The sequence below is a fragment of the Streptomyces sp. NPDC056161 genome, assembly GCF_042268025.1.
Classification (GTDB): domain Bacteria; phylum Actinomycetota; class Actinomycetes; order Streptomycetales; family Streptomycetaceae; genus Streptomyces.
In genome coordinates this window covers 123,187-145,555 of record NZ_JBHJUV010000010.1, presented here as the reverse complement: position 1 = coordinate 145,555, position 22,369 = coordinate 123,187, and the positions used below count along the sequence as shown (strand labels likewise).

Annotated in this window: 19 protein-coding genes and 2 pseudogenes; 11 read left to right on the top strand and 10 right to left on the bottom strand. The window is 74.1% G+C overall.

Annotation, left to right across the window (positions count from 1 at the left end; translation table 11 throughout):
• Window positions 1–24: 24 nt before the first annotated feature.
• Window positions 25–3,483: a BTAD domain-containing putative transcriptional regulator gene (locus ACFC09_RS12075; protein WP_376526184.1), complete on the bottom strand. Its 3,459-nt coding sequence runs from the start codon at window positions 3,481–3,483 to the stop codon at window positions 25–27.
• A gap of 262 nt (window positions 3,484–3,745) precedes the next feature.
• Between ACFC09_RS12075 and ACFC09_RS12070 the strand changes: the two genes are divergently transcribed.
• Window positions 3,746–4,546: a site-2 protease family protein gene (locus ACFC09_RS12070; protein ID WP_376526182.1), complete on the top strand. Its 801-nt coding sequence runs from the start codon at window positions 3,746–3,748 to the stop codon at window positions 4,544–4,546.
• On the opposite strand, the gene ACFC09_RS12065 is transcribed toward ACFC09_RS12070, so the two are convergent.
• The 3 genes and pseudogenes from ACFC09_RS12065 to ACFC09_RS12055 all read right to left on the bottom strand — a co-directional run.
• The gene (locus tag ACFC09_RS12065) at window positions 4,536–4,748 is read right to left on the bottom strand and encodes a hypothetical protein (RefSeq protein ID WP_376526180.1); all 213 of its coding nucleotides are present in this window, start codon (window positions 4,746–4,748) and stop codon (window positions 4,536–4,538) included. The two genes, ACFC09_RS12070 and ACFC09_RS12065, sit on opposite strands and share 11 nt — an antisense overlap.
• Window positions 4,749–4,836: 88 nt before the next feature.
• Entirely contained in the window at window positions 4,837–5,562 is a 726-nt protein-coding gene (gene npdG / locus ACFC09_RS12060) for an NADPH-dependent F420 reductase (RefSeq protein WP_376526179.1), read from the bottom strand.
• Window positions 5,563–5,652: 90 nt separating this feature from the next.
• Window positions 5,653–6,051: pseudogene (locus tag ACFC09_RS12055) on the bottom strand (exo-alpha-sialidase); the annotation flags it as partial.
• 105 nt (window positions 6,052–6,156) lie between these two features.
• Here ACFC09_RS12055 and ACFC09_RS12050 point away from each other — a divergent pair.
• Both ACFC09_RS12050 and ACFC09_RS12045 read left to right on the top strand, forming a co-directional pair.
• Window positions 6,157–6,756: a hypothetical protein gene (locus ACFC09_RS12050; RefSeq protein WP_376526177.1), complete on the top strand. Its 600-nt coding sequence runs from the start codon at window positions 6,157–6,159 to the stop codon at window positions 6,754–6,756.
• Window positions 6,757–6,886: 130 nt separating this feature from the next.
• Window positions 6,887–8,214, top strand: a pseudogene (locus tag ACFC09_RS12045) (MFS transporter).
• Window positions 8,215–8,262: 48 nt separating this feature from the next.
• On the opposite strand, the gene ACFC09_RS12040 reads toward ACFC09_RS12045, so the two are convergent.
• The gene (locus tag ACFC09_RS12040) at window positions 8,263–8,493 is read right to left on the bottom strand and encodes a hypothetical protein (RefSeq protein ID WP_376526175.1); all 231 of its coding nucleotides are present in this window, start codon (window positions 8,491–8,493) and stop codon (window positions 8,263–8,265) included.
• Window positions 8,494–8,551: 58 nt separating this feature from the next.
• Here ACFC09_RS12040 and map point away from each other — a divergent pair, with 58 nt between their 5' ends.
• The gene (map, locus tag ACFC09_RS12035; protein ID WP_376526173.1) at window positions 8,552–9,409 is read left to right on the top strand and encodes a type I methionyl aminopeptidase; all 858 of its coding nucleotides are present in this window, start codon (window positions 8,552–8,554) and stop codon (window positions 9,407–9,409) included.
• A 136-nt stretch (window positions 9,410–9,545) separates the two neighbouring features.
• Entirely contained in the window at window positions 9,546–10,193 is a 648-nt protein-coding gene (locus ACFC09_RS12030; RefSeq protein ID WP_376526330.1) for a heme oxygenase (biliverdin-producing), read from the top strand.
• Between the two features lie 26 nt (window positions 10,194–10,219).
• On the opposite strand, the gene ACFC09_RS12025 is transcribed toward ACFC09_RS12030, so the two are convergent.
• A complete protein-coding gene (locus tag ACFC09_RS12025) occupies window positions 10,220–10,954 on the bottom strand; it encodes a PhzF family phenazine biosynthesis protein (RefSeq protein WP_376526172.1) in 735 nt (244 codons plus the stop codon).
• Between the two features lie 304 nt (window positions 10,955–11,258).
• On the opposite strand from ACFC09_RS12025, the gene efeO reads away from it, so the two are divergent.
• The 4 genes from efeO (at window position 11,259) to ACFC09_RS12005 (ending at window position 16,047) form a co-directional block, all read left to right on the top strand.
• Window positions 11,259–12,395 (top strand): iron uptake system protein EfeO, encoded by a 1,137-nt coding sequence (gene efeO / locus ACFC09_RS12020; protein WP_376526170.1) that lies wholly within the window; start codon window positions 11,259–11,261, stop codon window positions 12,393–12,395.
• Window positions 12,396–12,405: 10 nt separating this feature from the next.
• The gene (efeB, locus tag ACFC09_RS12015) at window positions 12,406–13,722 is read left to right on the top strand and encodes an iron uptake transporter deferrochelatase/peroxidase subunit (protein ID WP_376526168.1); all 1,317 of its coding nucleotides are present in this window, start codon (window positions 12,406–12,408) and stop codon (window positions 13,720–13,722) included.
• 3 nt (window positions 13,723–13,725) lie between these two features.
• Entirely contained in the window at window positions 13,726–14,583 is an 858-nt protein-coding gene (gene efeU, locus ACFC09_RS12010) for an iron uptake transporter permease EfeU (RefSeq protein WP_376526166.1), read from the top strand.
• Window positions 14,584–15,045: 462 nt separating this feature from the next.
• A complete protein-coding gene (locus ACFC09_RS12005) occupies window positions 15,046–16,047 on the top strand; it encodes a hypothetical protein (RefSeq protein WP_376526164.1) in 1,002 nt (333 codons plus the stop codon).
• Between the two features lie 93 nt (window positions 16,048–16,140).
• Here the strand turns inward: ACFC09_RS12005 and ACFC09_RS12000 are convergent, their stop codons facing one another.
• The 4 genes from ACFC09_RS12000 to ACFC09_RS11985 form a co-directional block, all read right to left on the bottom strand.
• Window positions 16,141–16,878 carry a bifunctional DNA primase/polymerase gene (locus tag ACFC09_RS12000; RefSeq protein ID WP_376526163.1) on the bottom strand — a complete coding sequence of 246 codons (738 nt, stop codon included), beginning with the start codon at window positions 16,876–16,878 and terminating at the stop codon, window positions 16,141–16,143.
• 96 nt (window positions 16,879–16,974) lie between these two features.
• The gene (locus ACFC09_RS11995; RefSeq protein WP_376526161.1) at window positions 16,975–17,589 is read right to left on the bottom strand and encodes a TetR/AcrR family transcriptional regulator; all 615 of its coding nucleotides are present in this window, start codon (window positions 17,587–17,589) and stop codon (window positions 16,975–16,977) included.
• 22 nt (window positions 17,590–17,611) lie between these two features.
• Window positions 17,612–18,619 carry a small ribosomal subunit Rsm22 family protein gene (locus ACFC09_RS11990; RefSeq protein WP_376526159.1) on the bottom strand — a complete coding sequence of 336 codons (1,008 nt, stop codon included), beginning with the start codon at window positions 18,617–18,619 and terminating at the stop codon, window positions 17,612–17,614.
• A gap of 297 nt (window positions 18,620–18,916) precedes the next feature.
• Window positions 18,917–19,930: a serine hydrolase domain-containing protein gene (locus ACFC09_RS11985; protein ID WP_376526158.1), complete on the bottom strand. Its 1,014-nt coding sequence runs from the start codon at window positions 19,928–19,930 to the stop codon at window positions 18,917–18,919.
• A gap of 430 nt (window positions 19,931–20,360) precedes the next feature.
• On the opposite strand from ACFC09_RS11985, the gene ACFC09_RS11980 reads away from it, so the two are divergent.
• Window positions 20,361–21,368, top strand: a complete 1,008-nt coding sequence (locus ACFC09_RS11980; RefSeq protein ID WP_376526157.1) for a Gfo/Idh/MocA family protein — start codon at window positions 20,361–20,363, stop codon at window positions 21,366–21,368.
• Between the two features lie 139 nt (window positions 21,369–21,507).
• Complete coding sequence (locus ACFC09_RS11975; RefSeq protein ID WP_376526156.1) at window positions 21,508–22,266, top strand: SDR family oxidoreductase; 759 nt, start codon at window positions 21,508–21,510, stop codon at window positions 22,264–22,266.
• Window positions 22,267–22,369 lie beyond the last annotated feature (103 nt).

The window sequence follows — 22,369 nt, the reverse complement described above, 5'->3', positions numbered from 1 at the left end:
GCCGTGTTCACGGCCGGGTCCGGGTCAGATCAGGGCGGCGGCCTCCTCCGGGGAGAGCCCGCCGCCCTCCGCGTACGCGGCCCGGTAGGCCGCGTCGCCGAGCGCGGCGCGGGCCCCTTCCACGGCTCGGGCGCGCACCTCGCGCTCCAACTGCGACCGGACGTGGCCGCGCGGCAGTATCCCGTCGGCGGTCCCGATGCAGCGGGCGGCGTCGCGGGCGCGACGGCCGCCGTCCGAGCCGGTGAGGGCGGTCGCCGCGGTGATCAGGTAAGCGGACCGCATGGACGGGGCGATGGCCTCGGCGAGCGGGTCCCGCGCCTGTTCGAGCGCCCGCCGGATCTTGTCCAGGGACTCCTCGTGCCGGCCGTCGGCCGCGTCCAGCCAAGCCTCCTGACCCAGGATGAAGGAGTCGAAGACAACGAAGTGCGCGATCTTGAACTCCTCGCGCAGCAACCGCAGTTGCTCGCGCGCCTCGGTGATCCGGCCGGTCACGCCGAGCCGTCCCGCGAGGAACAGCCGGGCGGCGGGCATCGCCTCGTTGCCCGAGCCGTCCTTCCGGGCGATCACGTCGCGCAGCAGGCGCTCCCCGGCCTCGGTCTCACCCGCCTCCACCAGCGCGCTGCCGAGCCGGGCGTCCAGCACCGCCACGTGGTGGCGGGCGCCGAGCCGGGCGGCCTGCTCGGACGCCGCCTCGTAGTCGTCCGCCGCCTGCCGGTACGCGCCCTTGCGCTCATGGGCCTCGCCGCGTGCGGAGAGGGCCTCGGCGGTGCCCCACCGGTCGCCGAGCCGGCGGTAGATCTCCAGCGACTCGTCGGCGTCGTGGGCGGCGTCGCCCGCCCAGTCGCTGCGGTTGGCGAGCAGGTTGGCCCGCATCTGGAGACTGGCGGCCAGCTCCCAGTCGTACCCGGGGGTCGAGCGGCAGGTGTCGACGGTGGCGTCGACGACCGTACGCACCCGTTCCATGGCGCCGGAGAGCATGACGGCGAAGAACCAGAGGGAGCCGGGACTGCGGCAGGTCTGCGGCAGCCCCGGCTCGTAGGTCGCGGCGATGGTGCGCAGCTTGGCCTGTGACTGCGGGGTCTGCCAGACCTCCAGCTCGGTGTCCATGCAGGCGAGATGGACGAGGTGCACACCGCGTCTGGCCTCGGCGAGGACCTCTCCGCTCCACGGGGGCGGGGTGTCCGTGCAGCGCTCCCACAGCGGGCCGGCCGGGGTGACGGGCTCGGTGAACGGGTCGGGGCCGAGCGGCTGGACCTCGCGGGACCAGTTGCCGGCCTCGATGCGCAGGTCGCGCATCTGCCAGTACCAGGCCAGCGACAGGACCAGGCAGAGCGCCTCCTGCTCGTCCCGCTCGGTGACCGCGTGCCGCAGCGCCGTGCGCAGGTTCTCGTACTCGCGCTCCAGCCGTTCGATGGCGGCGAGCTGGCCGGCGCCGCGCAGCAGCGGGTCGGTGGTGCGGGCCAGTTCGCGGTAGTACGTCAGGTGCGCGCGCGAGACCTCGGCCCGCCCGCCCGCCTCGTCGAGCCGTTCGCCCGCGTACTCGGCGACGGTCTCCAGGAGCCGGTAGCGCATCTCCCCCGTCCCCGCGGGCTCCGCCACCACCAGCGACTTGTCGACGAGCGAGCCCAGCGCCTGAAGCGCGACGGGGCCGCAGACGGCCTCGGCCGCGGCGAGGTCGCAGCCGCCCGCGAAGACCGACAGCCCGCGCAGCACGTTCCGTTCGTCCTCGTCGAGCAGTTCCCAGGACCAGTCGACGACGGCCCGCAGGGTCTGCTGGCGGGGCAGCACCGTGCGACTGCCGGAGGTGAGCAGCCGGAAGCGGTCGTCGAGCCGGTCGGCGATCTGGCGCGGTGTCAGCATGCGTAGCCGGGCGGCCGCCAGCTCGATGGCGAGGGGCAGTCCGTCGAGGCGCAGACAGATCTCGGCGCAGGCCGCGGGGTCCTCGTCGATGCGGAATCCGGGTCTCGCCGTGGCGCCCCGGTCGGCGAGCAGTCGCAGCGCGACCGGTTCCGGCAGCGGCTCCACCGGTCGCAGCAACTCGCCCGGTACGCCGAGGGGTTCGCGGCTGGTGGCCAGCACCGTCAGCTCCGGGCAGCGCTCCAGCAGCTGCTCGACCAGCCGGGCCGCCGCGTCCACGACGTGCTCGCAGTTGTCGAGGACGATCAGCATCCGGCGCCTGCCGCAGTGTTCGGCCAGGCGCTCGACGGGGTCGTCGTGCCGGTCGGCACCGGCCCGCATGGCCTCGGCGCCGGCGCCGTACAGCACGGTCTCGCGGGCCCCGAGGGCGGTGAGCACGGCCTCGGGTACGGCGGCGGGGTCGTCGACGGGTGCCAGTTCGGCCAGCCACACCCCGTCCCGGGCCGCGTGCCGCACGGTCTCGGCGGCCTCCTGGGACAGCCGGGTCTTGCCCGCGCCGCCGGGCCCGAGGAGGGTGACGAGCCGCGCCGATCCGAGGTCGCCGCGGATCGCCTCGATGTCGCCTTCCCGGCCGACGAAGGAGGTGAGCCGGGCGCGCAGGTTGCCGGGCGGCGGGGGCGCGGCGGGGCCGCCGGAGCCGACGGCGGCCAGGGCGGGGGCACCGGCGGCGGTGAGCGGGGCGCCGGACGCGACGGGCGTGCCCGGTGCCGGGGCGGAGCGGCCGTGACCGGACGGGGCGCCGCCGCCCACCGCCCCGGGGCCGGCCGGAGTGCCGTCGCTGGACGCGCTTGCACGGGGGGCTCCCCGCTCCCCGTCGGCCCGGTGCTCCCCCGGATCCTGCGGACGCAGCAACTCCGCGTGCAACGCCCGCAGTTCGCTTCCCGGGTCGGTGCCGAGCCGGTCCGCGAGCAGTTGCCGTATCTCCTCGTAGGCGGCCAGCGCCTCGGCCGTGCGGCCCGCGTCGCGCAGGGCGCGCAGCCGCAGCGCCTGCAAGGGCTCGTCCAGGGGGTGGCCGTCGCACAGGGCGGTCAGCTCGGGCAGCGTCTGTTCGGCGTGGCCGAGCGCGAGGGCGGCGGTGTGCCGGGCGCGCAGCGCGTCCAGCCGCCGGGCGTCGAGCCGGGCCGCCTCGGCGGTGCGGTCGGGCAGGTCGGCGAGGGCCGGCCCCTGCCACAGGGCGAGCGCGTCGTCGAGGACGCCGGCCGCCTTCGCGGGGTCGCCGTCGGCCAGCGCGCGCAGGCCGTCGCCGGTCAGCCGCTCGAAACGGTGCAGGTCGATGTCGTCGGGCGCGGCGGCGAGCCGGTAGCCGCCGTCCGCCGAGGCGACCGCGTCCGCGCCCAGCGCGCGGCGCAGCCGGCCGACCAGTGCCTGGAGCGCGCCCGTCGCGTCGGCGGGCGGCTGTCCGTCCCACACCTCGTCGACCAGCACACTGACGGGCACCGTACGGCCCGGTCGCAGCGCCAGTACGGCCAGCAGGGCACGCAGGCGGGCCCCGCCGACCGGGACGGGGGTTCCGTCGGGGCGCAGGGCCTGGGTGGTGCCTAGGATGCGGTAGCGCACGGGGTCCATTGTCCCTGGTGACGCAGGAACACCGCCTCCGGGTTTCAGGCGGGTGCCGAGGCGGGCCCCGGCGGGCGCGGGGACGCGGGTGTCACACGCGCCGCACGGACTCGACCCAGTCGGCGATCGTCATGGCCACCTCCTCAGCCGACTCGGCTTACGACGCAACGGCTACCAGGAACCCGCACCGGCCCGCAGGACGTTCCCCCCACATCACCGGTACGGTCGACCCCGCGCACCGTCCGACACGTCCCCACCAGGAGCCCGCCCCATGACCACCGCCACCGTCCGCCACAGCGACCGGCGGATCAGCCCGGTCTTCCTCGGGCTGCTGGCCGTCACCGCGGTCACCGGCTGGGCCACCTGGACGGGCTTCGCCGAGCAGCCGGGCATCGCCGTGTTCCTGTTCGTGACCGCGGCCTGGATCGTCTCCCTGTGCCTGCACGAGTACGCGCACGCGCGCACCGCGCTGCACAGCGGCGACATCACGGTGGGCGCCAAGGGCTATCTGACGCTCAACCCGCTGAAGTACACGCACGCGCTGCTGAGCATCGTGCTGCCGGTGCTCTTCCTGATCATGGGCGGGATCGGGCTGCCGGGCGGCGCGGTGTTCATCGAGCGCGGCCGGATCCGGGGCCGCTGGCGGCACAGCCTGATCTCGGCGGCGGGCCCGCTGACGAACGTGCTGTTCGCCGCGGTGTGCACGGCGCCGTTCTGGCTGCACGCCCTGGACGGGGTCCCCCGGGACTTCCGGTACGCGCTGGCGTTCCTGGCCCTGCTCCAGGTCACGGCGGCGATCCTGAACTTCCTGCCGGTGCCGGGCCTGGACGGGTACGGCGTGATCGAGCCGTGGCTGCCGTACGGCGTCAAGCGCCAGGTGGAGCCGTTCGCGGCGTTCGGGCTGCTGTTCGTGTTCGCGCTGCTGTGGATCCCGTCGGTCAACAACGCGTTCTTCGACCTGATCGACACGATCCTGCGCGGCCTCGGGATCGACCCCTTCGACCAGTACTGCGGTCACGAGTTGTACCGCTTCTGGCTGGGCGCCAACCCGTACTGCTCGTTCAGCCCGTGACGGACGGCCCGCGCCCGGTCCTGGCGCGCTTCGCGTAGTACCAGCACATGTTGCTGGACAGCCCCGCCAGCAGTACCCAGACGACGCCCAGCCAGCTGCCCTGGACGAACGAGACGACGGCGGCGGCGACGGCGAGGACGCAGACGGCCAGGGCGTAGACGGCCAGTCGCCGGGTCGGGCCGGGTGGGAGCAAGGGGGGCATGGGACGGACTCCTGTCGGGGGGCACTGCTGGACGGCCACCAGTGTCCCCCATGGTCCGGTGCGGCTCACACGTCCGGTCCGGTGCGGCTCACACGTCGGTGAGGCGGAGCCCCGCGTGCGCCTTGTACCGGCGGTTGACCGAGATCAGGTTGGCGACCAGCGACTCCACCTGGTGGGCGTTGCGCAGCCGACCGGCGAAGATCCCGCGCATGCCCGGGATCCGCCCGGCCAGCGCCTGCACGGTCTCCACATCGGCCCGCTCCTCGCCGAGGACCATCACGTCGGTGTCGATCTCGGCGATCTCCGGGTCCTGGAGCAGCACCGCGGAGAGGTGGTGGAAGGCGGCGGCGACCCGGGAGTCCGGCAGCAGGGCGGCGGCCTGCTCGGCGGCGCTGCCCTCCTCCGGCCGGAGCGCGAAGGCGCCCTTCTTGTCGAAGCCGAGCGGGTTGACGCAGTCCACGACGAGCTTGCCCGCCAGGTCCGCGCGCAGCGCCTCAAGCGTCTTGCCGTGGCCGTCCCAGGGCACGGCGACGATCACCACGTCGCTGCGGCGGGCGGTCTCGGCGTTGTCGAAGCCCTCGACGCCGTGGCCCAGTTCCTCGGCGGCGGCGCGGGCGCGCTCGGCGGCCCGGGAACCGATGATCACCTTCTGGCCGGCCCGTGCGAGCCGGTAGGCAAGGCCCTTGCCCTGCGGCCCGGTGCCGCCGAGCACGCCGACGACGAGCCCGGAGACGTCGGGCAGGTCCCAGGGGTCCTTGGCCGGGGTCCCGACGGGTGTCCCAGTGGGCTGCTGTGCGCTGTCCGTAGAGGTCATGCGGCGACTCTACGTCCGTGGCCACCCGCCCATCCGGTCAGGTGAGTGCCGTCACGCCCACCCGGCGAAATGTGATGGTTTCGTAGGCGCGGGCTCCGACCAGGTCGTGCCCTCGTCGTCGCTGTGCCGCACCCAGACCCGGCGGCCGTCCGCGTCCTCGACCGTGCCGCGCCGTACGGCGTCCTCGGTGGCGAGCGCGGCGGCGCGGACGTGCACGAGCAGGATCCGACCGGTGCCGAGGACGACCGGGGCGGGGTTTCCGGCGAGGTCCGCGCCGCCCGGCGCGGCGATCCGCAGTGGCCCCCAGGTACGGCCGCCGTCGGTGGAGCGCTTCAGCACGATGTCGACCCGCCCGTGGTCCGCGGCGGAGTCGACCCGGCCCTCGCAGAAGGCCAGTACGGCGCCGGAGCCGGTGACGACGACGGCCGGGATCCGGTAGCCGGCGTACCCTTCCGTGCCCGCGCGGAAGGGGACACTGACGTCGGTCATGGGCCGGCTCCTCATCGGTATCGGGGCTGGGCACCCTCCCCGGGTCGGGCGAATTCGGGGTGAACACCGCATCGCGAGTGGCCTTTTACGGCAGGATGCGGGGGCATGGACGCGGTACGGGTGGCGTTGTTGCGCGAAGTGCTCGCCGGGACCGAGTGGTTGGGGGCCACGCGGCGGTTCGCGGGGGTGCTGCGCGGGTCGGTGGTGGCGCACGGCGGCGGTCTGCTGCTGGTGGGCACGCCGGAGTACGAGCCGTGGCACCTGGCGGCACACCTGGTGGACGAGGCGGCCTGGTCGGGCACGCCCGAACTGGCCCCGACGCTGGTACGGCACGCCGCGCGCCCCACCGACCCGGCGCATCTGGCCGTCGGACCGGGGCGGATCACGGCGGCGCGGCGGGGCGAGACCCTGCTCGTCGTGGCGCCCGACGAGCACGCGCCGCTGCTGGACCGGGTGCACGACGCGCGGCGGGCCGGGGTGACGGTGCTGGCCCTCGGCTCCGGTGGGGGCGAACTGGCCGCGATGGCCCACGAGGCGCTGGCGGTGCCGGAGGGCGGCGAACTGGACCTGGACACCGTGCAGCACCTGGTGAGCGCGGCGGCCGGCGAGAACGCGGTGCCGTCCCCGCGGGGGCGCCGGACGTTCCGCGACCGGCTGTCGAGGCTGGCGGAGAACCTGACGGCCCCGCCGCCGGCGTCCTGGTGACGGGACCGTCGGCCGCCGGCTGACCGCCGGTCCCCGGCCGGACCGGTACCGGGGCCCTGGCCCTTCGGCGGTGGGAGCGGCGGGAAAAGCGGTTGCCGCGCCCGGGGCGGGCGGCCGATCATGGCACCTCGTGACTCGTGCCCTCCTCCCGGATCTCGCCCCCTGGCGCGCCTCCGTCGACTTCCGCAGGCTCTGGGTGTCGGGGCTGGTCAGCAACTTCGGCAGCTTCCTCACCTTCGTGGCGCTGCCGGTGCAGGTGAAGGAGCTGACCGGGTCCGCCGCCGCGGTGGGCGCGATCGGTGCCGTGGAGCTGGTGCCGCTGGTGGTCTTCGGGCTGTACGGCGGGGCGCTCGCGGACGCGCTGGACAAGCGGAAGCTGATCCTGTGGACGGAGGCCGGCCAGGGCCTGCTGAGCGCGGTGCTGCTGCTGAACGCCCTGCTGCCGAGCCCACCGGTGTGGCCGCTGTACATGGTGGCCGCCCTCACCTCCGCCGTCGGCGCGGTCCAGCGGCCCGCGCTGGACTCGCTGTGGCCGCGGATCGTGGCGCACGAGCAGTTGCCGGCCGCGGCGGCGCTCAACTCGCTGCGCTGGACGGTGGGCGGGGTGGCGGGCCCGGCGCTCGCCGGGGTCGTGGTGGCCTACGCGGGGCTCGGCTGGGCGTACGCCGTCGACGCGCTGACCTTCGCGGTCTCGCTGCTGTTCGTGGTGCGCACAGCCCCCTCCCCCGCGGCCCGCGAGGCGGTGCGGCCCTCGCTCGCCGCGATCCTCGAAGGCGCCCGGTACGCCTGGAGCCGCAAGGAACTCCTCGGTACGTACGTCGTCGACCTCGCGGCGATGTTCCTCGCGATGCCGCTGGCCGTGCTGCCGTTCCTCGCGGACGAACTGCACGCCGCATGGTCACTGGGGCATGGGGGTCCCCCCATGCCCTTAAGGCTATGGGGGAGTACGCCGCTTTGCCGGCCGGTTCCCTGCTGGTGAGCCTGACCAGTGGCTGGACCTCGCGGATCCACCGGCACGGGCTGCTGGTGGCGGGCGCGGCGGTGCTGTGGGGGCTTTCCGTGGCCGCCGCCGGGATCTGCGGCAACGTCTGGCTCGTCCTGCTGTTCCTGACCCTGGGCGGCGGCTTCGACATGGTCAGCGGGATCTTCCGGGCGGCCATCTGGAACCAGACGATCCCGGACGAGCTGCGCGGGCGGCTCGCCGGGATCGAGCTGTTGTCGTACTCGGTGGGGCCGCAGCTCGGCCAGGTCCGGTCGGGTGGCTTCGCCGCCTGGTGGGGCGTGCGGGCCTCGGTCTGGTCCGGCGGGGCGCTGTGCGCGGGCGCGGTGGGGCTGCTGGTGCTGTGCCTGCCGGGGCTGATGACGTACGACGCGCGGACGAACGAGCACGCGGTGCGGCTGCGCGCACAGCGCGCGAGCGCGCCCGGCGGCGAGCCGGAGCCGACCCGGACGGGCTGAGCCGGGCGAGCCGGTGCGGGACGGGCGGGCCGGGACGCCACGGGCCGGTCAGTCGTCGTCGGTGGACCGGCCCGCCGCGTCGTGCCAGCGCGGGTCGGTCTCCCACTCCAGGTTGCGCTCGCGGGCGGTCGCCATCGCGTGCTCGGCCTCCGTACGGGTCGCGTACGGCCCGAAGCGGTCCTTGGCCGGGCACTCCGGACCCTCTTCGACCTTCTTGTGTTCGAGGCAGTAGTACCACTCGCCCGGCTTTCCGACCGTGCGCTTCTTGAACAGGGCCATGACCGGCTCCTTTCGCCAGGGACATGGTCCCCCATGCCCGCTGGTTAGACTCGCTGGCATGTCTGGCCAGTCGCTGCTCGTACCAGGGGAGCTGTCTCCCACCCGTTCGGTACCCGGAAACATCCGCCGGCCCGCGTACGTCGGCAAGCCCGCGCCGACGCCGTACACCGGGCCGGAGGTGCAGACCCCCGAGACCGTCGAGGCGATGCGGGTCGCGGGGCGGATCGCCGCTCGGGCGATGGCGGAGGCCGCGAAGCTCATCGCGCCCGGGGTGACCACGGACGAGCTGGACGCGGTGGCGCACGCGTACATGTGCGACCACGGCGCCTACCCGTCCACGCTCGGTTACCGCGGCTTCCCCAAGTCGCTGTGCACCAGCGTCAACGAGGTGATCTGCCACGGCATCCCGGACTCGACGGCGCTGCGCGACGGGGACATCGTCAACCTGGACGTGACGGCGTACTTCGGCGGGGTGCACGGCGACAACAACGCGACGTACCTGGTCGGCGACGTCGACGAGGAGTCGCGGCTGCTGGTGGAGCGGACCCGGGAGGCGCTCGACCGGGCGATCAAGGCAGTCCGGCCGGGGCGGCAGATCAATGTCATCGGCCGGGTCATCGAGTCGTACGCGCGGCGCTTCGGTTACGGCGTGGTCCGTGACTTCACCGGCCACGGCATCAACTCGTCCTTCCACTCGGGGCTGATCATCCCGCACTACGACAGTCCGCAGGCGACGACGGTCATGCGGCCGGGGATGACGTTCACCATCGAGCCGATGCTGACGCTGGGCACGCACGAGTACGACATGTGGGACGACGGCTGGACGGTGGTCACGAAGGACCGCAGGCGGACCGCGCAGTTCGAGCACACGCTGGTGGTGACGGACACCGGGGCGGAGATCCTGACCCTGCCGTGAGGGCCGCCCGCGGCGGCCGGGCCCGCTCTCCCCGGACTGGGGAGGGCGGGCTTTCTCTTGTAGTGTTTTACCGACATCATGTCGGCAAAACACTTGACTTAGGTAAGGCTTACCTCAGAGAGTGGGGTGCATGGGCATGGAGTCCTTCTCGGCACTCATCCGCACCGCGTCCCACGAGCAGCACCGGGCGGCGGAGGCATCGACGTTCCTGGGCGACCTGCTCGGCGGCGGCCTCGGCGTGGCCGCCTTCGCGCGGTACACGGAGCAGCTGTGGTTCCTGTACGAGGCGCTGGAGGCCGGTGCCGGACGGCTGGCGTCGGATCCGGTGGCCGGCCCCTTCGTCCGGCCGGAGCTGTTCCGGCTGGCCTCACTGGAGCGGGACCTCAAGCACCTGCGCGGCCCCGAGTGGCGGTCGACGCTGACCGCGCTGCCGGCGACGCGGGCGTACGCGGACCGGGTGCGGGAGTGCGCGGCGCGCTGGCCCGGCGGGTACGTCGCCCACCACTACACCCGCTACCTCGGCGACCTCTCCGGCGGGCAGCTCATCCGGGACAGGGCGGAGCGGACCTGGGGGTTCGCGAAGCGGGGCGACGGGGTCCGGTTCTATGTGTTCGAGCGGATCCCCAACCCCGCGGCGTTCAAGCGGGGTTACCGGGAGACGCTGGACGCGCTGGCCGTGGACGACCTGGAGCGGCAGCGGATCGTGGCCGAGTGCAAGGCGGCGTTCGCCCTGAACGCCGCGGTGTTCGGCGCCCTGGGCGAGGAGTTCCCGCTGAGCGCCTGACCTCCGCCGCGGCGGAGTGCCGGCCGTCAGCGTTCCAGCAGCACGCGTCCGCCGATCTCCACCCACCCGTGGGGCTGCGGCGCGGTCAGGATCTGGGAGCCCGCGCCCTGGGAGATGTTGAGCGCGCGGCCCAGCCGTTCGGTGAGGAGCAGCGCCGCCGTGCCGGTCGCCTCGTCCTCGTCGACGCCCCAGGCGCGGGCGCGGACGCGGCCGGCCGCCTCGTCGGCCCAGGCCCAGGCGTAGGTCCTCGCCGAAGGCGCCTCGGGTGCCCGCGCCCCCGGCGGTGGGACCGGCAGCGCGTCGACCTCGGCCGCCGTGGCGTACTGGCGCAGGGTGTGCGGCGGCGCCCACTCCGCCCGCGCCTCGATCCAGCTGAACTCGCCGTCGAGCCGGGCCCCCACCACCCCGGCGGGCGTGACCAGTTCGGGCACGTCCAGCAGCCAGGCCGCACCGACGCAGGGGTGACCGGCGAAGGGCAGGCGCAGGGTGGGCGCGTAGAGGTCGACCGCTCCGCGCTCGGGGTCGTCCACGAACACGGTCGCGCCGAAGCCGAGTTGCGCGGCCAGTGCCTGCCGGTCGGCGCGGCCGGGCTGCACCGAGCCGTCGCGGACGACGCCGACCTCCTGGCCGTAACCGCCGTTCGGCCCGCAGAAGACGCGGAGTACGTCGTACTCGGTCCCGGGGGAAGCCGGGGAAGCAACGGGGGAAGTCGCGGGGGTGGTCGCGGAGGTGGTCGCGGAGGTGGTCCCGGGGGAAGTCACGGGGGAATTGAAGCATCGCGGGCGGGCGGGTCCGCCCCGGTCGCGCCCGCCGCCCGCCACGGCCCCGCCCCGGCCGTGGACGCCGACCGCCCACGGATCCGGCTCCGCGGCGCCCCACCCGCACCGCTTCCCCCCACTTGACTTCCTCTTTGCCATTCCTTGGGATCCACTTTGAGTCGGTGAGATCAAGCCGTGTCTGTGATGTTTCCGTGAGAGCCGAATCACCACCCGGCCGGGTATGAGTGAGGTAAGGCTCAGGTAAGTTAGGTCAGCCTCACCACACCGCTTCCCGCTTGGAGCCCGCATGCGTGCCGTCCGCCTCACCGTCACCGCTGCCACAGCCGTGGCCGCCCTGACCGCCCTCACGGCCTGCACCGCAAAGAGCGACGCGAAGGACGGCGACGCGATCCAGGTGACCGCCGCCGACTCCACCTGCGACACCTCGGCCACGTCGGTTCCGGCCGGGCAGGTCACCCTGAAGATCGAGAACAAGGGCTCCAAGGCCACCGAGGTCGAGATCCTCTTCCCGGACGACCGGATCGTCTCCGAGAAGGAGAACATCGGGCCGGGCACCAAGTACACGCTGACCGCCGAGGTGAAGGCGGGCTCGTACGAGATCGCCTGCCGGCCCGGCATGAAGGGCCACGGCGTCCGGCAGAAGCTCACGGTGACCGGCGCAGGCGCGAGTGCCGAGCGGGACCCCGCGCTGGACAAGGCCGTCGCGGAGTACCGCCAGTACGCCCAGGACCAGGCCGACGAGACGCTGCCGCGGGTCAGGACCTTCACACAGGCGGTCAAGGCCGGCGACCTCGCGGCCGCCAAGGACGCCTACGCGCTCTCCCGCCTCGGCTGGGAGCGCACGGAGCCGGTAGCCGAGTCCTTCGGCACCATCGACCCCAAGGTCGACGTCCGCGAGGACGGCCTTGAGGAGGGCCAGAAGTGGACCGGCTGGCACCGGCTGGAGAAGGCCCTCTGGCAGGACAAGAAGATCGGCGCCGAGGAGAAGGCACTCGCCGACCAGTTGGTGACCGATCTGACGGTCTGGCAGAAGCGGGTCGGCACCGCCGAGATCACCCCGACCTCCATGGCCAACGGCGCCAAGGAACTCCTCGACGAGGTGGCCACCGGCAAGGTCACCGGCGAGGAGGACCGCTACGCGCACACCGACCTCGTCGACTTCAAGGGCAACGTGGAGGGCGCGCAGAAGGCGTACGAGTTGCTCAAGCCGGTCGCCGCGAAGAACGACGCGGCGCTGACCGGGGAGCTGGACAAGCAGTTCGCGGCGCTCGGCACGCTGCTCGACAAGTACCGCGCGGACAAGACCTCGTACGACTTCGTCTCCTACGACAAGGTCACCGAGGAGCAGCGCAAGGAGCTGTCGGACGCGGTGAACGCGCTCGCCGAGCCGCTGTCCAAGCTCGCCGCCGCGGTCGTGAAGTAGGGGTGCGGGCATGACCGAGACCGGGCGGGCCGACGCTCCCGCACACTCCGAGGGCCGGCCCGACGGCGGCCCCACGCACGCCGAGGGCCGGCCGGGCGGCAGCCCCTCGCGGCGCGCGCTGATCGGCTGGGGCGGTGCCGGGCTCGCCCTCGGCGCCGCCGCGGCCGGTGGCGCGGTCGCGGCGGCCCGTACCGGCGAGGACACGGACCCCGCCGCCGACGCGGGCACCGCGGTCGGCTTCCACGGCGCCCACCAGGCGGGCATCGCCACGCCAGTGCAGGACCGGCTGCACTTCGCCGCGTTCGACGTGAAGACCGACGACCGGGCCGCGTTGGTCCAGCTCCTCAAGGACTGGACGGCCGCCGCCCGCCGGATGACCGAGGGCAAGGCGATCGGCGAGGGCGCGTACGGCGGGCCGGCCGAGGCGCCGCCGGACGACACCGGAGAGGCGCTGGGCCTGAAACCGTCCCGGCTGACGCTGACCGTCGGCTTCGGGCCGTCCTTCTTCGAACGGTTCGGGCTGGCCGGCCGGCGGCCCGCGGCCCTCGTCGACCTGCCGAAGTTCCCCGGCGACAACCTCGACGCGGCCCGTACCGGCGGCGACCTGTGCGTCCAGGCGTGCGCCGACGATCCGCAGGTCGCCGTGCACGCCATCCGCAACCTGGCCCGCATCGGCTTCGGCAAGGTCGCCGTGCGCTGGTCCCAGCTCGGTTTCGGCAAGACGTCGTCGACGACTCCGGGCGCCCAGACCCCGCGCAACCTCTTCGGGTTCAAGGACGGCACCCGCAACATCGCGGGCACCGAGACGGACCGCCTCGACCGGTTCGTCTGGGTCGGGGACGGCGACGGGCCGGCGTGGATGACCGGCGGGTCGTACCTCGTCGCCCGGCGCATCCGCATGAACATCGAGATCTGGGACCGCACGGCCTTGCAGGAACAGGAGGACGTCTTCGGCCGGGACAAGGGCGAGGGCGCGCCGGTCGGCAAGCCGAAGGAGCACGACGAGCCGTTCCTGAAGGCGATGAAGCCCACCGCGCACGTCCGGCTGGCCCACCCCGACTCCAACGACGGGATCACCGTCCTGCGCCGGGGCTACTCCTTCACGGACGGCACGGACGGGCTCGGCCGGCTGGACGCGGGCCTGTTCTTCCTCGCGTACCAGCGCGATCCCCGTACGGGGTTCATTCCGCTCCAGCGCCGACTGGCGGCGTCGGACGCACTCAACGAGTACATCCAGCACGTGGGTTCGGCCGTGTTCGCGATCCCGCCCGGCGTCCGGGACGCGGACGACTGGTGGGGCCGGACGCTGCTGACCGAGGAGGCGTAGCCCGTGTTCTCCAACTATCTGATCGGTCTGCGGGAGGGGCTGGAGGCCAGCCTCGTCGTCTGCATCCTGATCGCCTATCTGGTCAAGACCGGCCGCCGGGACGCGCTGAAGCCGATCTGGACCGGCATCGGCATCGCGGTCGCCATCGCCATGGGCTTCGGCTGCGCGCTCGAATTCGGCTCGCAGGAGCTGACGTTCGAGGCGCAGGAGGCGCTCGGCGGTTCGCTGTCGGTCGTCGCGGTGGGCCTGGTGACCTGGATGGTCTTCTGGATGCGGCGCACCGCCCGGAACCTGAGGTCCGAACTGCACGGCCGGCTGGACACGGCGCTGGCCGTGGGCACCGGCGCGCTGGTCGCCACGGCTTTCCTCGCGGTGGGCCGCGAGGGCCTGGAGACCGCGCTGTTCGTGTGGGCGTCGGTGCACGCGGCGAGCGACGGCACCCCGCGCCCGCTGATCGGCGTCGCCCTGGGCCTGGCCACCGCGGTCCTGCTGGGCTGGCTGTTCTACCGGGGCGCCCTGAAGATCAACCTGGCCCGGTTCTTCACCTGGACCGGCGGCATGCTCGTGGTGGTCGCGGCGGGCGTGCTCGCGTACGGCGTCCACGACCTCCAGGAGGCCAACTGGGTCCCGGGCATCGGGAACCTGGCCTTCGACATCAGCGACACGATCCCGCCGGACAGCTGGTACGGCACGCTGCTCAAGGGCGTCCTCAACTTCCAGCCCGACCCGACCGTCGTGCAGGTCACGGTGTGGCTGGTGTACCTGGTCCCGACGCTCGCCCTGTTCTTCGCGCCGTCCGGCCTCCGTGCCCGGGGGAGCCGCGCGCAGCCCGCTTCGACGACGGTGCGCGACAAGGTCTGACGGCGCGGGACGCCGACGCGACCCCGGCTTCCGGCAGGCGTCCCGACGGGCGAGAACCCGGCTCCCGACGGGCGGGGAACCCGAGCGACGGCGGGCCGGGAACCCGAGAGATGGCAGGCCGGGAACCCGAGCGACGGCGGGCCCGGAACCCGAGCGACGGCGGGCCCGGAACCCGAGCGACGGCAGGCCCGGAACCCGAGCGACGGCAGGCCCGGAACCCGAGCGACGGCGGGCCCGGAACCCGAGCGGCGACATGCCGGGTGTCCGAGCTGGTCCTCAGCCCGGTCCTCGGCCCGGATTCCCGGCCCGGGTCCCCGGCCCGCGAACGAGCCCGTACACCCGGCTGTGCCGCGGCCGTCGGCTCCGAGGTCACGGTGCGGGCGCGGCGACGGCACCCGGCACCCGGCCGCCTTCCGGTCCCGGTAGGGTTCGGCTCCGGGAAGGGGAAGGTGACGGCACCTCATGACCAGGAAACGCGGCCCGCGCGGGCTTCGCCGACGTGGCCGGAACGCACTCATAGCGGCCTCGCTGACCGCTCTGTCGCTGACGGCGAGCGGCTGCGTGGTGGTGCACGGCGAACGCGAGGTGCTGCCCGCCACCACCAAGGCGGAGGCGGCGACGGCGCTGGAGGAGTTCACGGCCGCGTACAACGCGGCCGACAAGGCGTTCGACCGCTCCCTGGACGCCGGCCACGTGACCGGCGCGCTCGCCGACATCGACGGGGCCCGGCTCAAGGCCGGGCACATCAACAGCCCGGACGGCAACCCCGCGCACGCGCCGCTGAAGCTGTCGGACGCCAGGTTCACCATCCCGAAGAAGGCGGGCTGGCCCCGCTGGTTCGTCGCGGACACCGCCGCGAACAAGGGCGGCAGCAGCCGCTGGCTGTTCGTCTTCACCCGGAGCGATGTGGGCGAGCCGTTCCAGGTGGCGTATCTGACGCTGGTCGCCCCCGACGACGTGCCCGAGTTCAAGCTGGACGCGGACGGCTGGGCCGAGGCCGTCCCGGCCGGTTCGGCGGACCTGTCGGTCCCGCCCACGGAGCTGAGCGAGAAGTACACGACGTACCTGAAGGGCGGCGGCTCCGGCTTCGCGGACGGTGTGTACACCAGTGGCTGGCGGGCGGCCCGCACCAAGGAGGCCAGCCGTCCGGGCCTGGTCCGGCAGTACATCGACAAGCCGCTGACCGGCGGCGACTACGCGCCGCTCGCGCTGCGCACGGCCGACGGCGGCGCGCTGGTGTTCTTCAGCACCCGGCACTACGAGAAGCAGACCGCCGCCACGGGCACCTCGGTGCCGACCCAGAACGCGGACGTGCAGGCCCTGACGAAGGGCGAGGTCAAGCAGTCGCTGACGCTGGAGTTCGTCTCCAACGAGGCCGTACTCGACCCGAAGCGGGGCTCCGGGAGCGCGAAGGTCGAGGTGGTGGGCCGGGTCCAGGGGCTGACCTCGGCCCTCGGGGAGTAGGCCCACGGCGCCACCGGACCCCGGCGCCACCGGACCACGTCGGCCGCCGGTCACGACGGCCGCCGGTCACGACGGGTCGGGCGGCGTGGCGGCTCAGCGGCGCAGCGGCCAGGCCGTCGCCGCGTGGTCGTTCTCCTCGCCCGCGTGGCGGGCGCAGGCGTCGGTGAGGGCTTCCAGGAGGCTGAGCGGGTCGGGCAGCGGATGCTCCGGGCCGCGTACCCAGCGCACCCGCTGGTCGTCGTCGCCGGGCAGCCGGGCGGGCGGCACCAGCACGTACGAGCCGCGGCAGTGCCAGCGCAGGCCGGGGTGCTCGTCCATGGTCTCGGGGTGGCAGTCCAGCTCGCACGGCCACCACTCGTCCTCGTCCTCGGGGGTGCCGCGGGTGAGGGTGAAGAACAGCATGCGGCCGTCGTCGCTCTCGGCGACCGGGCCGGTCTCGACGCCGGAGTCGAGCAGCCGCCGCAGCGCGTACCGCCCGGCCGCCAGCGGCACGTCGAGGACGTCGTGCACCATGCCGGTCGCGGTGATGAAGTTGGCCTGCGGCTGGTTGCGCACCCAGCGCTCGATCTGGGCGCGGTCGGTGGTGGACTGCGTCTGCCAGGCGAACGACACCGGGTGCCGGGCGGGGGTGGGACAGCCGACCCGGTCGCAGGAACAGCGGTAGCCGGGGGCGGGGTGCGCGGCGGGCGCGAGGGGCAGTCCGGCTTGGGCGGCGGCCAGCAGCAGTTCCTCACGGCCGCCTTCGCCGGCGGTCTGTGGCGGGCGGCGGCCCCGCAGCCACTGGGAGAGTTTGCCCTGCCGGCCGGTCCGGCCGCCGAACGTCCCGCTCATCTATCGCCTCGCCCTCGCTGGTGTGCGGACAACTCCCCTCATCGTCCCACCATCCCGCGCCGCGGGGGACCGCGGCCCCCGTCCGGGCGGTCCCGGTCAGCGCGGGGCGAGCCCGTTCAGGGCGTAGTCGACCAGGGTGTCGGTGTACGCGTGGGAGATCGGTCCGGTGTGCTGAAGCCAGCGCTGGGCCAGCGGCGACACGAACAGTTCCAGGGCGACGCGCGGGTCCACGTCGGCCCGTACCGCCCCCGCGTCCTGGGCGGAGCGCAGCCGGTCGACGTACAGCTGGAGCTGTGGTTCGAGCAGTTTGGCGACGAATTCGCGGCCCAGTTGCTCGTTGACCACGCCCTCGGCGGCGAGGGCGCGGGAGGGGGCCTCGAACCGGGGGTCGAGCAGTTCGTCGACGGTGGCCCGCAGCACCGCCCTGAGGTCGGCGGCGAGGTCTCCGCTGTCCGGGATGGTGTACGGCGCCTGGCCCAGCTCCCGGGCGGACTGCTCGGCCAGGTCGAGGAATGCCTCAAGGAGTACGTCCGCCTTGGCCGGCCACCACCGGTAGATGGTCTGCTTGCCGACCCCGGCACGGGCGGCGATCGCCTCGACGGTGGTCTTCGGGTACCCGACCTCGGCGACGAGCGCGAGGGCGGCGGCGTAGATCGCGCGGCGCGACCGCTCGCTGCGGCGGGTGGTGTCGGGGACGGGCTTGTTGGGCATGGGGTGAAGCTAGCCCATGGCCTCACGGCCCGGACGGCGGCCAGGGGTCTCCCCAGTCGGCGTCCCTGGCCGCCTTGTACAGCTCGCCGTGGCGTTTGGTGACCGTCGTACGGACCAGCCGCTCACCGCTCTCGCACAGGTCGAGCAGGACCTGTCCCTTGCGGATCTGCGGACGCCGGACCACGCGGGCGGGCGCCGGTCCGGCCGGGCGGCGGGTGGCGGCGACGTAGCTGAACTTCTCGTCCTCGTACGGCAGCGAGCCGCCCTTGACCTGCCGGTGCAGGGAGGAACGGCTGACCCGGGCCGAGAAGTGGCACCAGTCCGTGCCGGGCACGATGGGGCAGGCGGCGCTGTGCGGGCAGGGCGCGGCGACACGGAACCCGGCGCCGATGAGCCGGTCCCGGGCCTCGATGACGCGGGCGTAGCCGTCGGGGGTGCCGGCCTCGATGATCACGACGTTCTGCGCGGCGGCCGCGGCGGCGTCGACGAGGGCGGCGCGGTCGGGCACGGACAGTTCGTTGAGGACGTAGGAGACGGTGACGAGGTCGACGGGGTCGAGGGTGAGGGCCGCGCCGATCCGGGCCCGCAGCCACCGGGCGCCGTGCAGCGCCGGGTCGGCCGCGGCGATCTCCCGGCCGAGGTCGAGCGCGGGCTGGGCCCAGTCCAGCACGGTCACCGGCCGGGTGCCCGCCCAGGTGGCGCCGACCGCCCAGGTCGCGGCGCCGGTGCCGCCGCCGAGGTCGGTGTGGCCGTCCGGCGCCCAGCCGGGCACGGCGTCCGCGAACGCGCCGAGCGCGGCCCGCGCCGCCGCGAAGGTCGCGGGCATCCGGTACGCGGCGTACGCGGCGACGTCGGCGCGGTCCCGCAGGATCGGCGCGTGGGTCGGGGTGGCCCCGCGATAGTGGGCGATCAGCCGCTCCACGGCCGGTCCGGCCTGCGACGGCGGCAGTCCGTCGAGCAGACCGGCGAGCGCGGCCCGGAGCCGTTCGGCGGGACGTACGGGTTGCACGGGCTGCGCGGGCTGTGTCACCCGCCGATTGTACGAACCCGGTCCCGGGGTCCGAGCCGCGTGAGCCCGAAAGGGGCCGGGGGGCCGGAGGCCCGGGGGGCCGCTCCGGCACGGCGGACCGGGAGCCGCTGTCGTACGCGCGTCGTCTCGCGCCACGCGGTGGGGCCTCCGTCGTCCCCGTGACCTGGACGTGGGCCGGGCCGCACGGACCACTCGGCCGCCCGGCCGGACCGCGCCTTCCCCGGTCCCGCGGGGCAGGCGGTCCCCGGCCGGACCGCGCCCGCCCCGCGGGACAGGCGGCCCCCCGCCCCGCGGGGCTCAGTCCGCGGCGGGGATACGGCGTATCGCCCGGCCCAGATGGGTCGCGGCGCGGGCCCGTGGGGTGCTGTCCGGTTCACGCCGGCGCGGGTGCACGGTGTTCGCCAGCAGCACCAGGAAGGTGTCGGTGGCCGGGTCCAGGACCAGTGAGGTCCCCGTGAAGCCGGTGTGCCCGGCCGCGCCGCGCCCCGCCAGCTCCCCCATGAACCACCGCTGGTCGACGGCGAAGCCCAGGCCCGGCGGGGTCAGCAGCAGTTGCGTGAGGTCCGGGCCGAGGATGCGCGCGGGACCGTACTGTCCGCCCGCCAGCAGCGCCCGGCAGAAGACCGCCAGGTCCCGGCCCGTGGAGAACAGTCCCGCGTGGCCCGCGACCCCGCCCAGCGCCCACGCGTTCTCGTCGTGCACCACGCCCCGCAGCATCCCCCGGTCCGCCTTGGCCCAGGGCCGGCGCTGGTCCTCGGTGGCCGCGGCGCCCGGGCAGGGTCCGAAGCGAGTGGCCCGCATCCCCAGCGGCCGGGTGATGCCCTCGTGGACCAGAACGTCCAGGGGGCGCCCGGTGATCCGCTCCAGCAGGAGCTGGAGCAGCAGCATGTTCAGGTCGGAGTAGCGGTACTGCCCGGCCGGTCCCGTCGGTGCCTCCGCGCGCAGCATCGCCAGCCGGGCCGGGTCGTCCGGGCAGTCGTACAGCGGGAGTTCGGGGCGCAGCCCGGAGGTGTGGGTGAGCAGTTGGCGTACCGTGACGCCGTGCCGGGCCACGGCCCGGAACTCCGGCAGTTGGACGCAGACCGGTGCGTCGAGGTCGAGGGTGCCCCGCTCGATCTGCTGCACGACCGCGACGGACGTGAACAGCTTGGTGAGGGAGGCCAGGTCGAAGGGGGTGTCGACGGTCATCGGCACCCGGGCCCCGGGCGGCAGTTCGACACCGCTGTCCGTCCCGGAGTCGTACCCGCTGTAGCGGACCGCCCAGCCCGCCGCCTCCTGTACGGCGATCACCGGCCCGCGTCCGGCGACCACGACGACACCCGCCGCCCAGGGCCGCGCCCCTCGGGTGAGATCGTGCGCCTCCTGGACGAGACGCTGGAGTTCCGCGCGGTCGAGCCCGGCCCGTTCCGGTGTGCCGACACGCAGTCTCGGCGTGTTCAGTCGTCCTCCCCCATGATCGCGGCCGTGCCGGAGCGGACGACGGCCCCCGTGCTCCGCACTCGCGCGTGCGTTCCAGGGAGGGCACGTTCCCATGAAACAGGCCCTGGCACCAGCGCGTTTCCGCCGGTTGGACGACGGCGGTCGGGGTGCCGGTGCGCTGTCCTGCGGCATCGGCGAGCGGTCCCCGGTCCGGGCAACGCTCTCCCCCGCCGGCCGGTGCACGCGGTCCGCGCGGCCGAGCGGCACCTATGCTCTCAGGTCGTACACACTGTCGAGGTACTCATGAGCGAGGCGGGCTCGAATGGCGGAGCGGAGCGTACGGTGGGGCATCCTGGCCACGGGCGGTATCGCGGCCTCGTTCGCGGCCGCCCTGGTGGATCTGCCGGACGCCGAGATCGTGGCGGTGGCCTCGCGGACCGAGGAGTCGGCGCGGGCGTTCGCGGAGCGGTTCGGGATCCCGCGGGCGTACGGCGACTGGGAGTCGCTGGCCCGGGACGAGGACATCGATGTCGTGTATGTCGCCACCCCGCACGCGGCGCACCGGGCGGCGGCCGGCCTGTGCCTGGCGGCCGGGCGGAACGTGCTGTGCGAGAAGGCGTTCACCCTGAACGCGCACGAGGCCGGGGAACTTCTCGCGCTGGCGCGCGAGCACGGGCGCTTCCTGATGGAGGCGATGTGGATGTACTGCAATCCGCTGGTCCGGCGGCTCAAGGCGCTGGTCGACGACGGGGCGATCGGCGACGTGCGCACCGTGCAGGCCGACTTCGGCCTCTCGGGTCCCTTCCCGCCCGCGCACCGGCTGCGTGACCCGGCGCAGGGCGGCGGCGCGCTGCTGGACCTCGGGGTCTACCCGGTCTCGTTCGCCCACCTGCTGCTCGGCGAGCCGACCGGGCTCGACGCCCGCGCGGTCCTGTCCCCCGAGGGCGTCGACCTCCAGACGGGCGCGCTGCTGTCCTGGGACGGCGGGGCGCTGGCCTCGGTGCACTGCTCGATCGTCGGCGGTACGGCGGTGGCGGCGTCGGTGACCGGGTCGCAGGGCCGGATCGACATCCCGGACGGCTTCTTCAACCCGGAGCGGTTCGTGCTGCACCGGGCCGGGCGCGACCCCGAGGAGTTCGTCCTCGACGCGGCCGACGGCCCCCGGAACACGTTGCGGCACGAGGCGGCGGAGGTGATGCGGGCGCTGCGGGCGGGTGAGCGGGAGTCCCCGCTGGTCCCGCTCTCCGGCACGCTCGCCGTGATGCGCACGCTGGACACGATCCGGGAGCGGGTCGGCGTGCGGTATCCGGGGGAGGCCGTCGCCGTCTGAGCCCGCGGCCGTCCGGGACCGCGGCCGTCCGAGCGCATGGCCGTCCGAGCGCATGGCCGTCGGGCAACCCGTGGCCGGGACCGCCGTCCGGCGGACACCGGATTCCGCGGAGCGGATCCGCCGCCTACGCTGCTCAGCCATGACTGACAGGGATCCGAAGATCGCGGTGGTGACCGGCGCCGGGTCCGGCATCGGGCGGGCGGTCGCCGTGGAACTGCTGCGCGCGGGCTGGTCGGTGGTGCTCGCCGGGCGGCGGGCCGAGCGGCTCGCCGGGACGGCGGCGCTGGTGCCGGGGCAGGACTCGCTCACCGTGCGCACGGACGTGTCCCGGCCGGACGACGTGGCCGCGCTGTTCGCGACCACGGTGGACCGCTTCGGGCGGGTCGACCTGCTGTTCAACAACGCGGGCACCTTCGGCCCCGGCGGCGTCCCGGTCGAGGACCTGCCCTACGACGCCTGGCGGCACGTGGTGGACACCAACCTCAACGGGGCGTTCCTGTGCGCGCAGGCGGCGTACCGGCAGATGAAGGGGCAGGACCCCCGTGGCGGCCGGATCATCAACAACGGCTCGATCTCGGCGCACACGCCCCGGCCGCAGTCGGCCGCGTACACCGCGACCAAGCACGCGCTGACCGGCCTGACCAAGTCGCTGTCCCTGGACGGCCGGGCCCACGGCATCGCGGTCGGGCAGATCGACATCGGCAACGCGGCCACCGACATGACGCTCCGGATGGAGACGGGCGCGTTGCAGGCGAACGGGGAAGTGGCCCCGGAACCCGTGATGGACGCCGCCGACGTGGCCCGCACCGTGCGGCACATGGCCGAGCTTCCGCTGGAGGCGAACGTGCAGTTCGCGACGGTGCTGGCGACGGCGATGCCGTACGTGGGCCGGGGCTGAGCGGCCCCGCGCCCCGTCAACTCTGCGCGGGCGAACGGAGTTTGATTCTCCGGCCCATTGCGGCCGGTAGTGGACCTGTGCTCAACTTTCCTCCATCGAAGCT

What these genes read in the sequence shown, in the direction of transcription:
- ACFC09_RS12075 (WP_376526184.1), bottom strand. Translation starts at nt 3,483, where the DNA reads ATGGACCCCGTGCGCTACCGCATCCTAGGCACCACCCAGGCCCTGCGC.
- ACFC09_RS12070 (WP_376526182.1), top strand. Translation starts at nt 3,746, where the DNA reads ATGACCACCGCCACCGTCCGCCACAGCGACCGGCGGATCAGCCCGGTC.
- ACFC09_RS12065 (WP_376526180.1), bottom strand. Translation starts at nt 4,748, where the DNA reads ATGCCCCCCTTGCTCCCACCCGGCCCGACCCGGCGACTGGCCGTCTAC.
- npdG (WP_376526179.1), bottom strand. Translation starts at nt 5,562, where the DNA reads ATGACCTCTACGGACAGCGCACAGCAGCCCACTGGGACACCCGTCGGG.
- ACFC09_RS12050 (WP_376526177.1), top strand. Translation starts at nt 6,157, where the DNA reads ATGGACGCGGTACGGGTGGCGTTGTTGCGCGAAGTGCTCGCCGGGACC.
- ACFC09_RS12040 (WP_376526175.1), bottom strand. Translation starts at nt 8,493, where the DNA reads ATGGCCCTGTTCAAGAAGCGCACGGTCGGAAAGCCGGGCGAGTGGTAC.
- map (WP_376526173.1), top strand. Translation starts at nt 8,552, where the DNA reads ATGTCTGGCCAGTCGCTGCTCGTACCAGGGGAGCTGTCTCCCACCCGT.
- ACFC09_RS12030 (WP_376526330.1), top strand. Translation starts at nt 9,546, where the DNA reads ATGGAGTCCTTCTCGGCACTCATCCGCACCGCGTCCCACGAGCAGCAC.
- efeO (WP_376526170.1), top strand. Translation starts at nt 11,259, where the DNA reads ATGCGTGCCGTCCGCCTCACCGTCACCGCTGCCACAGCCGTGGCCGCC.
- efeB (WP_376526168.1), top strand. Translation starts at nt 12,406, where the DNA reads ATGACCGAGACCGGGCGGGCCGACGCTCCCGCACACTCCGAGGGCCGG.
- ACFC09_RS12005 (WP_376526164.1), top strand. Translation starts at nt 15,046, where the DNA reads ATGACCAGGAAACGCGGCCCGCGCGGGCTTCGCCGACGTGGCCGGAAC.
- ACFC09_RS12000 (WP_376526163.1), bottom strand. Translation starts at nt 16,878, where the DNA reads ATGAGCGGGACGTTCGGCGGCCGGACCGGCCGGCAGGGCAAACTCTCC.
- ACFC09_RS11995 (WP_376526161.1), bottom strand. Translation starts at nt 17,589, where the DNA reads ATGCCCAACAAGCCCGTCCCCGACACCACCCGCCGCAGCGAGCGGTCG.
- ACFC09_RS11980 (WP_376526157.1), top strand. Translation starts at nt 20,361, where the DNA reads ATGGCGGAGCGGAGCGTACGGTGGGGCATCCTGGCCACGGGCGGTATC.
- ACFC09_RS11975 (WP_376526156.1), top strand. Translation starts at nt 21,508, where the DNA reads ATGACTGACAGGGATCCGAAGATCGCGGTGGTGACCGGCGCCGGGTCC.